Here is a 14,260-nt window from a genome sequence, read left to right on the forward strand (position 1 = left end):
GTGGAGGAAGGCGCGCCGCAAAGTCAGAAGCGAGCGTTGACGCCGACAGTGAAGGTGCGGCCAACGCGCGTCTGGTACAGCGTGTCCTTGCGGGTGCTGTCGATGTAAAGGCGGTTCTGCTCGTCGGTCAGGTTGGTACCTTCGACGATCAGCTTTACGTTGGGCGTGACTGCATAGGATGCCGATGCATCGACGTAGATCGTGGAGGCATTGCCCTGCACGTCGCTGCCCGGCGAAGCGGGGATGCCACGGATGAACGGCCCGCGATAGTTCACCGTGCCTCGGATCGAGAACTTGGCGTCTTCGTAGTACAACGTGCCCGATGCGGTCTTCTTGGACAGACCGACCAGATCGTCCTTCGTGGTCACCGTGCAGGTTCCGCCTACGCTCGCAAGGCAGTAGTTGATCTTCGAAGTCACGAAGGTCACGTTGCCCAGCACGCCGAAGTGGCTGAATACCCCGTCGAGGAAGTTGAACGGGATCTGCGCGTTGAGCTCCACGCCCTTCAGCTTGCCACCCGGCGTGTTCGTGGGGCGCGAAATGGTGAAAAGTTCGTCGGGCTGGGTATTGCTGCCCTCCAGCAGTTCCACGGGCAGGCCCAGCTGGTTGAACGGGATCTGCGAGGTGACGTTCTGGATGTACGTGCCGATGTCCTTGTAGAAGAACGCGGCCGACAGAAGCGATCCGGGGCGGAAGTACCACTCCACAGCAGCGTCGAAGGTCTTTGCGCGGATCGGATCGAGCAGCGGGTTGTTGATCGATCCGCTGCGCGTCACCGGGTTGACGCCGCTGGTTGGCGTCAGCACGCCCAGTTCGGGGCGCGACATGACCTTGGCCGCCGAGAAGCGCAGCAACACCGAGTCCACCGGCTCGATGACGATGTTGGCCGATGGCAGCCAGTCGTCGTAGCTGCGCGTCACCGAGTTGTACTGCCCGGTCACGCCGGTGGGCGACGCGGCACTGGAAAGATTGACGTAGCCGGACGAGAACTGGTTGGTGCGCACGTACCGCACGCCCACATCGCCGCGCAGCCCGAAGCCCACCGCATCGGTCAGGTCGAAGTTGGCCATGCCATAGGCGCCGAACTCTTCCTCGCGCACGATCGGATTGGTGCTGCCGCACTGGATCGAACAACTGCGCGAACTGAACAGGTCGTACGTATCGGCCAGCTTGCTCCAGTCCAGCGACGCCCAGCTTTCGGGTGCGCCGTTGCCCCACAATGTGTCGAGCCCGCTGATCTGCTTGGTGATGCTGGCAAGCGAAGTGCCTGCCGGCAACGGCCGAACCAGCGTATCGGCGGTGAAGTAGCGGACGTCGATACCTTCCTGCCGGCTGCGGCGATACTGGCCGCCGAAGCGCAGCTTGACCGCATCGGCCAGTTCGTAGTCGGCGTTGAACTCTGCCGTCAGGCCGTCGACCGTGGTCTTGCCGGGCTTGGACTGCAGGCTGAAGCCGCCGGTGACCACGCCTGCGCCGGGCGTCGGACCGTAGAGGAAATTCGCCGGGTTGCTGACGTCGAATCCGAAACCAAGCGCGGGAGTGGACTTGCCCGCATAGTCGATGCTGAAGTTGTCGGTGTCGAGCGCGTCCATGAAGTATTGCAGACGCACCCTGTCGTCGAATACCGAACGGTTGAGGCCAAACTTCGTCGAAATCCGCAGCCGGTCGCTGAACTGGTGCGAGAAGTTGAAGTTGGCCTGCTTGAACGTGGAGGCGAATTCGGCATGCAGCCCCTCGGAGCGCACGTCCACGCCGTCCAGCAATGCGTAACGGGCGGAACCGGCTTCGCTTAGTTCGACGTCGCGGATCGACATCATCGGCTGACCCTGGTTCGATGCGGACCGGGCGAAGGAGATCGCGCCCAGATAATTGTCGTCACGCGTCACGTTGAAGCGGGAATAGAGCAGGTCGAGCGAGATGTCGGTATCGTCATCAGGCTTGTATTGCAGCGACAAGGTACCGCCGATGCGCTCCTGCGTCTGGGTCGAGTTCAGGTAACGCGGAATACGCGGGAAGAACGCACCCGATCCGGGCGTATTGGGCAGATCGTCACGGCGTGCGTTGAAGATCGTGTTGAACGCCTCTGTCGAACTGGTGCGCGGATTGCCGGTGGAGCAGTTGAGCGCATTAGCGCCGGTGGCCGCGCTGGTCGGCGGGCTCTGGATGGGGTAGCCGACAGGCGTACAGAACGGCATCACCGGCGCGACACCTGCGGCACCGTCGGGATCAAGGCCGTTGGTATTCGACGACAGGATGTCCACCGCGGAATAGCCCACTTCGCGCAAGTGGCGCTTCTGGTAGGCGCCCGATGCCAGGATGCCGAAGCCGCTGTCGCCGAACTTGTAAGATACAAGGCCCGACAGGCGCGGATCGAACTTCTTGCCCAATTCATTGTAGACGCCGCGCGCGGTGCCCGAAATGACGAGGTCGTCCGGATTGTCGAACGGTCGGGGGGCCTGCAGGTCCACGGTGGCACCAAGCGAGCCTTCCTCTACATCGGCGGACGGCGTCTTGCGCACGGTCAGGGCCGAGAAGATTTCGGTCGGGAAGACGTTGAAGTCGAAGCTGCGGCCGGTGTTGCCGGCGCCATAGATATCGGAGCCGCCGGTCTGTGCGGTGCCTTCCATGCCGTTGATCCGCACGCGCGTGAACTGGGCGCCGAGACCGCGAACCGAGATGTTCTTGCCCTCGCCACCGTCGCCGCGCGCGAGGGCGACACCCGGAACGCGCTGCATCGATTCGGCCAGGTTGGAGTCGGGGAACTTGCCGATGTCCTCGGCCTTGATCGTGTCGATCGCGGCGGTCTCGGCGCGCTTGTCCGCCAGTGCAGCCTGCAGCGATGCACGGAAACCGGTGACGATGATCTCCTGCGCCGTCGGCGCGTCAGCCGACGAATCGGTCGCGCCGCCCTGCGCATCCTGCGCCAGCGCTGCCCCGCCGCTTGCCCCGGATACGGCTATCGCCAGCGCCGAAGCGCAAAACCGCAGAAGAAACTTGTGGTTCCCAATACCTTCCATGACACTGCCTCCCATTTCATGAATGTCCATATTGTGGACTTATGAGCTAACATATAGATCGCGTTGGCACCTGCCAATCGCAAATTCATCAGTTCGTCCTGTGCGACACCGTCGTGGCCCTGCCCTTCGGCTTCAGGGACACCGCATAGACTTGCGTCGTCCCGTCCATGTTGGAGCGGAACACCAGCCACTGGCCGTCCGGAGTGAATACTGCATTGGGTTCGAGCCGGTAGTCGTGCTGGCGAAGATCCACGAGTTTCTCAGCCTGAAGCACGCCCGGCACAATCAACTTGTCGGCACCTTCTGCCCTGATCCCCGCCACGTCGGGAATGGCCTGGGCCTGGAACAGGTACAGATACTTGGCATCCGGCGCACGGGCGACCATCTCGGCGTCGGATCCGTCCCCGGCAAAGAGGCTGCCGTCCGGCGACTGGTTGTAGTGAACGGACCACAAGTTGCGATCTACGTGCAGCCAGCGCCGCTTGCCGGTGGCGACTTCGTAACCAGCAAGCCAGAATACTTCACCGCGAGGGGTCTGCAGATCGTACCAGATCCACTTTCCATCGGGCGAAAAGAATTCATGGCCCGCAATCTCCATGTTCATCGTGCGCGGATGGATCGAACGCATGTCGCTGCCGTCGGTGCGCACGGTCCATATGCGATCCACCTTGTGCCACGGGCCTTCGTGGCAATACATCAGCAGGGTCGGATCGGTCGGAGAGAACTGGACATGGTTGAGCCAGTCGGTGGAGGCGATCACGGTTCGCTGTTCGCCGCTGCGCACGTCGATGGTGAAGATGCGCATCGGTATGCGCGCCTCCAGCCGCTGGTCCAGCCGCAGTTCCTTTGCTTCGGCATACGTCAGCGGCTTCCCATCCGGGCCGGTCGCTGCGAAGGCGGTCTCTCCGGGGCGCGATCCTTCGCCGCCGGGCTGCAGCGGCATGTCACGCTCTGCCACCGTGCCGCCCAGCAGGGTTTCGTCGGCATTGATGCTGCCCACCGAACCGCGCGCCAAACGCGCGATGCGCCTGACTGCGCCGGTGTCGATGCTGGCGGCAAAGACCGTAGAGCCGCCGCCGGGTTCGGCATGACTGAAGTAGGCCGTGCGGGTCCGGCGACCGGCAAACAGCAGCTTCGCCTTGCGATCGGGCACGATCAGCCGCGTGCTCCAGTCCGAAAGCCGCACGGCGGCGATCCCGCGGGGGGTGGACATGACCATGACGTCTGCCTGGGGTGTAAAGCTGTTGTAATTGAAATAGAGCGATATGCTGCCCGGCTCGCGGCTGATCTGCACCACCTCGCGTCCGGTTGATGCATCGGTCCAGCGCCGCACGGGACCGGTGATGGCGTCGGATACGGTGGCTGCGGCTCCGTGTGCGGCAATGCCTGAGCATGGCGCCAACACCACTGCAGCGGCGCACATCGTTCTGATGTATCTTATCCCTCTCACAGCATCGTCCTATATAGTGGACCTTGGTTGGACTATATGCGGATGCGATCGGATGTGAAGCAAAATGATCGCATTGACCTGCAATTTTCTCACAATATGATTTCATTGCCCACCAAGTGGTAATAATGTGCGTTCCCTATGGTCGTGCAGGCCGCGGTGAATGGAAGGGGGTTTCGTGATGTCCGTGCTGGGAAGTTTGCTGTGTCTGGCCATTGCTGGAACATCCGCCGGTACAGCCATCGTCGATGCGGACATCGCCTTGCCGGGGTCGAGCCAGGAGGACGCAGGTACGACACTCGGGTTTGAGCCCGGCAGCACCGCTTCCGACGCAATTCTGTCAATGCCGTTGCGGGAAGGCAAATATCGGGTGACGCTTCGGATCGGCAGCAAGGCTCCGGCCAGCACAACCGTCAAGGCCGAGGCGCGCCGGCTCGTCCTGCGCAACGTGGCAACGCGCAAGGGACAGACGATTGAGCGCAGCTTCCTTGTCGATGTCCGCCGCCCCGGCCTGCCGTCGCCAGCTGCCAACGCGGCGTCCAATGCGCCCAGCAATGCCGAAGTCCGTCTCGATGCACGCGACCGTGCCGAGCGGACCTGGGACGACCGGCTGACACTGGAATTTTCCGGGGCCCCGGCAGTGTCTCATCTGCGCATCGAACCAGTACAGGCGCCGACGATCTACATCGTGGGCGATTCGACCGTCGCCGATCAATACGCCGAACCCTTTGCCAGCTGGGGCCAGATGCTGCCCGCGATGCTGGACGATAAGGTGCTGGTTGCCAATCACGCCAAGTCGGGCGCGTCGCTGAAATCGTTCCTGGTCAGCCTGCGCCTCGACAAGGTGCTGGCGGGGATCAGGCCCGGGGACTGGCTGCTCATCCAGTTCGGCCACAATGACCAGAAGGCGGACTGGCCGCAGACTTATGTAGACCCGCAGTGGACCTACCCGGCCTACTTGCGCACTTATATCGCCGAAGCGCGACGCCGGGGCGCGGTGCCCGTGCTCGTCACGTCGCCGGAGCGGCGCAACTTCGATGCCAATGGCCGCATCACGGACACGCTGGGCGCTTATGCAGATGCCGTGCGCAAGATTGGCGCAGAGCAGCAGGTGCCGGTGCTGGACCTCAACCGCGCCAGCGTCGCGATCTACCAGGCGCTTGGCCCCCAGCGCGCGCCGGAAGCCTTCGCCATGGACGGCAAGGACCGTACGCACCATGACAACTACGGTGCCTGGCTGATGGCCAGCGCGATCGCCCGGGAACTGCGGGAGAAGGTGCCCACTCTGGCGGGGCATGTCATCGCGGCGCCTTTCGACCCCGGACATCCGCCGTCTTCGAACGACGTCGCGATCGTTCCGAGCCGCACACAGGATACGCCGCCGCCCGCCGGAAATTGATGCTATGCCCAGGACGCAGCGGTTGACGCCGAACGCGGGGCTTGATACCCATATTGTGCGCAATAAATCCACATAATGGATTATCGCATTGGGAAGGAAACCTTGAGGATGACGACTCAGGCATTCAGGATGCAGCTGCGGCCCGGCACGGTGGAAGAATACCGCCGCCGCCACGACGCCATCTGGCCTGAACTTTCCGAACTGCTGACCGCATCGGGCATCCGCGACTATTCCATTTTCCTCGACGAGGAAACGCTGGCGCTGTTCGCCGTCCTCAAACTGACGTCGGACAATACCCGCGCCGCCCTGCCCGACCATCCGGTGATGAAGCGCTGGTGGGACCACATGGCCCCGCTGATGGAAGTGGAGCCGGACAATCGCCCGCGCGAATGGCCGCTCGTCCCCATGTTCCACCTCGCGTGAGTTTGCCGATGCGCCCCGTTCATTCCACCGCCGCGCTCCTGCTCGCTGCAACGGCGCTGGCGCCCCTGCCTGCGCTGGCCCAGCAGGCGCGCCAGACCGCCAACTTCGATGCCCCGGCCCGCCAGTTCGGCCGCGTGGGCTTCGATGCACGGTCTTTGACCATCGATGGCAAGCGGCAGGTCATCTGGTCGGGTGAATTCCACGCGTTCCGGCTGCCGTCGCCCGATCTGTGGCGCGATGTCCTGCAAAAGATGAAGGCGACCGGATTCAACACCGTGGCCTTCTATTTCGACTGGGGGTTCCACAGCCCCAAGCAGGGCGTCTACGACTTTTCCGGCATCCGCGACATCGACCGCCTGCTGACGATGGCGGAAGAGGAAGGCCTCTACGTCATCACCCGCGCCGGGCCTTACGTGAACGCGGAACTGTCGCGCGGGGGCTTTCCCGGCTGGCTGGTCAACCAGAAGGCGCGCGCGCGCACGGACGATCCCGAATACCTCGCCGCCGCCGACGAGTGGCTGACCAGGGTCAACGCCATCATCGCGCGCCACCAGATCAACGGCGATGGCCAGAGCGGTGCAACGGGCCATCGGGGCACCGTGATCCTTCACCAGATCGAGAACGAGCTGTCGCAGACCACTGCATCGCAGCGGCGCTACATGGACCACCTCTACGCCAAGGCGCGCGCCGACGGCATCACCGTGCCGATCTTCCACAACGATCAGGGTCGCAACGGCTACTGGGTGCCCGACGGGTCCAAGGTGGACCGCGTTGTCCAGGGCCCCAACGACATGTACGCGTTCGACGGCTATCCCGGCGGCACTTGCACCGTGGAAGGCAAGCCCACTCGCGAGGTCGCTGCGCCGGATTGGGGCTTCTACGGCCCGGGCGGCGCGAAAGGCGGAGCCTCCGCTTCTCCCGATACGCCCGGTTTTCTGGCGGAGTTCGGCGGCGGATGGTTCGATTACTGGGGATCGAACGGCGGTTACGAATGCAACGCGGTGCAGCGCGGCAAGCGGTTCCAGCGCGTGTTCTACGGCACCAACCTGGCCAACGGCATCGGTATCCAGAGCTTCTACATGACCTATGGCGGCACCAGCTGGGGCTGGCAGCCGGCTCCGGTTGTGTTCACAAGCTACGATTACGGCGCTGCTATCTCCGAACCGCGCGAGGTGCGTGAAAAGGCGCTGGAGATGAAGCAGCTGGGCGGCCTGATCGCGTCGGTGCCGGATCTGGCAGGCATGATCCCCGCGGGCGTGCCGACGATCTCCTCGCCCAACATTCAGGTCTATCACAACCGCAATCCCGAAACCGATACGCGGTTCCTGCTGGTGACGCACAAGCCGTCCAACGCCCAGTCCGACGACAGCTTCACGGTGACGGCAGACCTACCGGACGGTCGCTATAGCCTGCCACTGCGTCTGAACGGGTTCGACGCCAAATGGCTGGTCGCGGGCGTCAATCTGGCGGGGCAGAGGCTGGTCTATTCCACGTCCGAACTGCAATCGGCGCAGACGATCGACGGCCACGCGCTGCTGCTGCTTTATGGCCGCGCCGGGGAACCGGGCGAGACGGTGCTGCGCTATGCGTCCCAGCCGCGCGTGACGGTTGTGGAGGGCAGGGCCGATACAGCCTTCGACGGGGCCAGGGGTGATCTCAGGCTGCGCTATGTCCATGCCGGACGTGTCGTCGTGCGGGTGGAAGGCGGCGGGCGCCCGGCGCTGACCCTGATCCTTGCCGACGAAGCCGAAGGTACGCGCTACTGGCGGCCTGCCGAAGACGTTCTGGTCCGTGGCCCGGCGCTGGTGCGAGGGGCCACGATGAAGGCGGACAGGCTGGCCCTGATAGGCGACACCGCCGCCGCCGAGCCACTGGAAGTCTGGGCCCCCGCCCGGATCCGCTCCTTGAGCTGGAACGGCGCGGCTGTCGCTACGCGCAAGGGCAGCGCCGGGTCGCTGCTGGCCACCGCTGCCCTGCCCGCTCCTGCGGAGGTGGCGCTGCCGCAGCTTGCCGCCTGGCGCAGCGCCGCCGGATCGCCCGAGGCCGACCCCGCGTTCGACGATGGCGACTGGCAGATTGTCGGCAGCCGCAAGGGCGCCAGCCCGACCGCGCGGGCCGATGGGCAGCCGGACATGGGCATGGACGCCTATGGCTTCCACGACGGCGACGTCTGGTACCGCGGACGATTCACCGGATCGCCCTCCGCCCGCCAGCTTAGCCTGTCCTACGGCGGCGGCGGTGCAGGGCTGGTGCAGGTCTGGGTGGACGGCCAGTTCGTCGGCCAGAACGAACTGCCCGCCGGCCTGCCACGTCCTATCACGCTGGGTTCGGCGCAGTTCCCGCTGCCCGACGCCGCCCGCGCGCCCGGTGAGCATGTCGTCTCGGTGATGGTGCGCAGCAGCGGCCACAACTGGGATCTGGATGCCGACGACTTCCACAAGGAGGCGCGCGGCCTCATCCAGGCGTCCATCGCAGCGCCCGACGGGCCAAGCTTTGCCGTGCCGGTGCGCTGGAAGATCCAGGGTGCGCGCGGCGGAGAGGACCTGCCCGATCCCGCACGCGGCCCCGCCAACAACGGTGGCCTTGCGGGCGAGCGGCTTGGCTGGCACCTCCCCGGCTTCGACGACCGCAAGTGGCAGGGCGCGACCTTGCCTGCCGGCTCTGCACAGGCCGGAACGACGTGGTACCGCACCAGCTTCGACCTTGCCGTGCCCAAGGGGCAGGACGCCACGATCGGACTGGCCTTCGGCGACACCACGAAACCCCGGTCCGCCGCGCAGTATCGCGTGCTAGTCTTCGTCAATGGCTGGAACATGGGGCAGTTCATTGCCCATATCGGCCCGCAGCGCGTGTTCCCCGTGCCAGAAGGCATCCTCAACCACCATGGCCGCAACAGCGTGGCGCTGGCCGTCACATCCGATGGCGCGCCGGGCGATGCGCTGGAGGCGGTGAAGCTGGTCACCTTGCGCAATGTGCGCGGAGGCCTGCCGGTCAACACCGTCGCCGCGCTGTCTACGCCGGGGCAGTTGAAGTGAGGGCGGGCCTGACCCGCCGCGCGCTAGGCGCTGGGACCGCCGGGCTGCTGCTGAGCGGGCTTGCGACCCCCGCTTTTGCGGCAAAGCGCGGCGCGCGCCCCTGGCCCTATCTGCTCGGCGCCGACATCAGCTGGGTGCCCGAGGACGAAGCCGCAGGCGCCACCTATTTCGAGGATGGCGTGCGTCGCGATCCGCTGGCCATCTTCAAGGGCGCGGGCTTCAACGCGGTCAAGCTGCGCCTTTTCGTCGATCCCGCCAACGGCTATTCAAAAGGCAAGCCTGGCGGGCCGTGGTGCGGGATAGAGGACGTCATCGGCTTTGCGAAGCGGATCCGGGCGGCGGGGCTGCACCTGTCGCTGACCCTGCACTATTCGGACACCTGGGCCGATCCGCAAAAGCAGGGCAAGCCGGCGGCATGGGCCGCCCTGCCCTTTGCCAAACTGGTCGACGCGGTGCACCGCCACACGCGTGAAAGCCTAGCGGCGATGGCGCGCGCCGGGGTCTCGCCCGATCTTGTGGTAATCGGCAACGAGACGACCTTCGGCATGCTCTGGCCGGACGGGCGGGTGCCGCTGACCATTCCCACCGGCAATCCGGTGACGGACGAAACCCACATGAAGGTCGCCGGAGCGGGCGGTTTCGACAAGTTCGCCCTGCTGCTCAAGGCCGGGCTCGCCGGTGCGCGCGAAGGCGCTCCGCAGGCGAAGCTGGCGCTGCACAACCACCTTGGTCGCCACTGGCCGATCGTGCGCAACTGGATGGACAACCTGCTGTCGCGCGGAGTGACGTTCGATGCCACCGGCTTTTCCTGCTACCAGCAGGCGGCACAAGGGGACTGGGCGCGCACGTTCTCGGAGTTCGAGATGCGCTACCCAGAGCATGGCTTCTTCGCCATCGAATACAGTTCGCGCAAACGCTACCTCAACGATCTGGTGCACGGCCATGCGAACGGCTGGGGCAGCTTCATCTGGGAGCCGACCCGCCACCAGGAGGCGATCTTTACCAGGAACGGGGTCAACGCGGGCGAAGGCGCCAAGCCCGACCTGCTGTCACAGGGCGCAAACGGGGCCGAGGCTCCGGGAGGCATTCCTTCGGCTGCACCGCCCGCCCCTCGTCCCCCGGAAGACCACGGGGGCCGCTACGACGCCGACCCGCATTTCATCGACCTCTACCGAACGATGGCGCGCGACTACGGGCTCGTGCCCGCGCCAGCCGCCCGATAACCGACACAGGAGATACCCTTGGCCGCTCTCACCCATGACATTCCGCGCGCAGACGTGACCGGCGCGATCGCGCTGCTCATGGACAACCTCGTCAATATCAAGGACGAAACCGGGGAGTTCCTGCTCCGCCTCGAAGACGGCCGGGTGATCGACACCAAGGGCTGGGCTGGGTGGGAATGGACTCACGGTATCGGCCTGTTCGGCATGTGGCGCTATTACGAGCAAACCGGCGACAAGGCCGCGCTCGCCATCATCAAGCAGTGGTTCGAGGACCGCTTCGCCGAAGGCACGCCGACCAAGAACATCAATACCATGGCCCCCTTCATCACGCTGGCCTACCTCTACGAACACGAACCGGACCCGCGCTATATCCCTTATCTGGACACCTGGGCCGAGTGGCTCATGGCGCCGGACGGCCTGCCCAAGACCGAGGACGGCGGCTTCCAGCACATCGTCTACAACGACGTGAACCCCGGCGAGCTTTGGGACGACACGCTGATGATGAGCGTGCTGCCGCTGGCCAAGATCGGCCTGCTGCTGAATCGCCCGCACTATGTGGAGGAAGCCAAGCGCCAGTTCCTGGTGCACATCAAGTACCTGTTCGACAGGAAGACCGGCCTGTGGTTCCATGGCTGGGACTTCACCGGCCGGCACAACTTCGCCGAAGCGCTGTGGGCGCGCGGCAACTGCTGGGTGACGATCGCGATCCCCGAGATCATCGAGATCCTGGACCTGCAGCCGGGCGATGCTTTCCGCACCTTTCTGATCGACACGCTGGGCGCACAGGTAAAGACGCTGGCCGAGACGCAGGATGCCGAAACCGGCCTGTGGCATACGCTGATCGTCGATCCCACGAGCTATCTGGAAGCGTCCGCCACGGCGGGCTTTGCCTATGGTATCCTCAAGGCCGTGCGAAAGGGCTATCTGCCGCGCCACTACGAGGCCGTTGGGATCAAGGCTGTCGAAGGCGTTCTGGCCAACATCGACGCGGCGGGCGAGCTGAAGCAGGTGTCCTTCGGCACCGCAATGGGAGACACCCTGCAGTTCTACAAGGACATCGCGCTGACCTCGATGCCTTACGGCCAGAGCCTGGCGGTCTGTGCGCTGGCGGAGTTCCTGCGGACGTATATCTGATTGGATGAACCCTTCGGCACAAGCCGGAACAACGATAATGCAGCCGCAAAAGGCTGCCGGAGAGTGACACGGTGAACGAAGGCCCTTCCCCAAGACCGGTCCATTTGCGCCACTATCTGGCCTATGGGTCCAACGACGTGCTGGGCGCGGGGTCGATGGCAGTCATCTCGGGCTGGGTACTGATCTTCTACACGCAGTTCTGCGGTCTTTCGGCGGGGCAGGCGGCATTGATCTTTGCCGTGGCGCGCATTCTGGACGCCTTTGCATCGCCGATCATCGGCTTCGTGTCCGATCACTTCGGCGCCACCGCTCTGGGCCGCAGGTTCGGGCGGCGGCGGTTCTTCATCCTTGCCGCAATCCCGCTGCTGCCCAGTTTCGCGCTGATGTGGCTGCCGGGGCAGGAGTTCTGGTTCTATCTCGTCAGCTACGTCCTGTTCGAGCTGGTCTACGCGATGGAGATTATCCCGTTTGAAACGCTGGCCGCAGAAATGTCGACCGATTACCGCACCAAGGCCAAGTTCGCCGGATCACGCATCCTGTTCGGGCAGGCATCGGCGATCCTGGCCGGGTTCCTGCCGCTGTGGCTCATCACCGCGCTGGGCCGGGACAATGCCGATACGTTCTTCTACATGGGCTGCATCTTCGCGGTGCTGTTCATGGTCACCGCCTTTATCCTGTGGGCGTTCAGCTGGGAACGCTTCGTGCCCGGATCGCCCGAAGCGCTGGACGCAGCGCGATCCAGCGGAGCATCCAGCGCGGGACAGGCGCTGAAGGCCCTCTACCGCAACCTGTTCTCCACCCTGCGCATCCGCGCGTTCCGGCTGCATTTGGGCATCTATCTGGGCGGCTACATCGCGCAGGACGTGTTCAACGCGGCCTTCACCTTCTTCGTGATCTTTGCGCTGGCGGGGACGACGGCGGTGGCGTCCGGCCTGCTGGGCACGATGTACATCGTCCAGTTCTTTGCGGTGATGCTGGCGATCAACGCCTCGCTGCGGACCCTGCCCGCACGCGCCTATCAGGCGGCGGCGGGATGTTTTGCCGTGGGTACGCTGGTGCTGCTGGCTCTGTGGAGCGCCGGGCTGTCCGCCACCAGCGCATGGATCTGGTTGCCGGTGGCACTGGCCGGGCTGGGCCGGGGCGCGATCAACTACATTCCCTGGGCGACCTACAACTACATGGCCGACGTGGACGAGATCGTCACCGGCCGCCGTCGCGAAGGCGCGTTCGCAGGCGTCATGACCTTCATCCGCAAGGCCACCCAGGCCGCCGCCGTGGCGGGCGTGGGCTGGCTAATGCAGGCGGGCGGCTTCGTCTCGGGCGCAAAAGTGCAGAGCGCCGATGCCGTGCAGGTGATCGCCCTGATCCTGGGTCTGGGCACCGTCATCATGCTGGCGCTGGGAGTGCTGGTTTCCACGCGCTTTCGCCTTGGCCCGGCGACGCACGCGGTGCTGATGCACGAGATCGAGCACTTGCGTGCCGGAAAGCGCCAGCCCACCTCCCCCGAAGCCAAGGCCGTGGTCGAAGACCTCTCCGGCTGGCGCTACGACCAGCTATGGGGCGCCAACGGCGTGGCGACCAGCCGATGAGACTTCTGCTACCTCTCCTTGCCCTGTGCTGCTCGGGCCTTGCCGATGCGCAGCCGTTCTATCGCGACCCGGTGCATGACGGCGCCGCCGATCCGGTGATCGTACGGCAGGGGCACGAATGGGTGATGTTCTACACCAACCGCCGCGCCGACCTGCCGCGTGAAAACGAGCGCGACGTGCGCTGGGTCCACGGCACCCAGATCGGCGTCGCGCGATCCACCGACGGCACGCACTGGCGCTACGAAGGAACAGCCGCAATCCCCCGCGCCTGCACCGGCGACACCTTGTGGGCACCCGAAGTGCAGCACTTTGCGGGCCGCTGGCACATGTGGCTGACGGTGGTACCGGGCGTCTTTCGCGATTGGAACGCCCCGCGTTTCATCGTCCATCTCACCAGTGACAACCTGAAGACATGGCAATGCGCAGAACGGCTGGATCTCGGCTCGGACCGGGTGATCGATGCCAGCGTGATCGCACGGCCCGGCGGCGGCTGGCGGCTCTACTTCAACGACGAACGGCGCAACAAGGCGATCCTTCAGGCCGACAGCACCGATCTGGTCCACTGGACCCCCGGCCCGCAACTGACCACCACGCCGGGCGAAGGCCCCAAGGCGTTTCGCTGGAAAGGCCGCTGGTGGCTGGTGTCCGATGCGTGGAAGGGGCTGCTGGTCCTGTCCTCACACGATGGCAAAGCGTGGGTGCGGCAGGAGGGTCACATTCTGGCCGAACCGGGCAAGCGGCCTACCGACCTCGCGAAGGGCCAGCATCCCGACGTAGTGGTATCCGGCAACCGCGCCTGGATCGTCTACTTCGTCCACCAGTCTGGCGAAGCCGAAGCGAAAACCGATCCCGAATGGGGCAGGCGATCAGTGCTGCAGATCGCCGAGTTGCGGCTGAACGGAGGTCGGCTGGAAGTGGACCGGCAAACGGTCACGCAGTTGCCGAGGCCGTAAGGCATTCTGTCGTCCCGGACTTGATCCGGGACGACGAACT

Annotated in this window: 9 protein-coding genes; 7 read left to right on the top strand and 2 right to left on the bottom strand. The window is 64.9% G+C overall.

Annotated features, from left to right (window positions below; translation table 11 throughout):
- Positions 1–23: 23 nt before the first annotated feature.
- The gene (locus GGR40_RS13570; protein WP_429276772.1) at positions 24–3,017 is read right to left on the bottom strand and encodes a TonB-dependent receptor; all 2,994 of its coding nucleotides are present in this window, start codon (positions 3,015–3,017) and stop codon (positions 24–26) included.
- Positions 3,018–3,105: 88 nt separating this feature from the next.
- Positions 3,106–4,440 carry an oligogalacturonate lyase family protein gene (locus tag GGR40_RS13575; RefSeq protein WP_429276773.1) on the bottom strand — a complete coding sequence of 445 codons (1,335 nt, stop codon included), beginning with the start codon at positions 4,438–4,440 and terminating at the stop codon, positions 3,106–3,108.
- A 394-nt stretch (positions 4,441–4,834) separates the two neighbouring features.
- Between GGR40_RS13575 and GGR40_RS13580 the strand changes: the two genes are divergently transcribed.
- From GGR40_RS13580 to GGR40_RS13610, 7 genes are all read left to right on the top strand, one after another.
- A complete protein-coding gene (locus tag GGR40_RS13580) occupies positions 4,835–5,863 on the top strand; it encodes a rhamnogalacturonan acetylesterase (protein ID WP_429276774.1) in 1,029 nt (342 codons plus the stop codon).
- Between the two features lie 108 nt (positions 5,864–5,971).
- Entirely contained in the window at positions 5,972–6,286 is a 315-nt protein-coding gene (locus tag GGR40_RS13585) for an L-rhamnose mutarotase (RefSeq protein ID WP_429276775.1), read from the top strand.
- 8 nt (positions 6,287–6,294) lie between these two features.
- On the top strand, positions 6,295–9,321 hold the full coding sequence (locus GGR40_RS13590; RefSeq protein WP_429276813.1) for a beta-galactosidase: 3,027 nt from the start codon (positions 6,295–6,297) through the stop codon (positions 9,319–9,321).
- Complete coding sequence (locus GGR40_RS13595; protein ID WP_429276776.1) at positions 9,318–10,544, top strand: glycosyl hydrolase 53 family protein; 1,227 nt, start codon at positions 9,318–9,320, stop codon at positions 10,542–10,544. The genes GGR40_RS13590 and GGR40_RS13595 overlap by 4 nt, the downstream gene beginning before the upstream one ends.
- 18 nt (positions 10,545–10,562) lie before the next feature.
- Positions 10,563–11,678: a beta-galactosidase BglB gene (gene bglB, locus GGR40_RS13600; RefSeq protein WP_429276777.1), complete on the top strand. Its 1,116-nt coding sequence runs from the start codon at positions 10,563–10,565 to the stop codon at positions 11,676–11,678.
- A gap of 71 nt (positions 11,679–11,749) precedes the next feature.
- Positions 11,750–13,267 (top strand): MFS transporter, encoded by a 1,518-nt coding sequence (locus GGR40_RS13605; protein WP_429276778.1) that lies wholly within the window; start codon positions 11,750–11,752, stop codon positions 13,265–13,267.
- Entirely contained in the window at positions 13,264–14,220 is a 957-nt protein-coding gene (locus GGR40_RS13610; protein WP_429276779.1) for a family 43 glycosylhydrolase, read from the top strand. Before GGR40_RS13605 ends, GGR40_RS13610 begins: the two co-directional genes overlap by 4 nt.
- Positions 14,221–14,260 lie beyond the last annotated feature (40 nt).

It is taken from the genome of Novosphingobium gossypii, from assembly GCF_050433305.1.
In the GTDB taxonomy this organism is placed as follows: Bacteria; Pseudomonadota; Alphaproteobacteria; order Sphingomonadales; family Sphingomonadaceae; genus Novosphingobium; species Novosphingobium gossypii.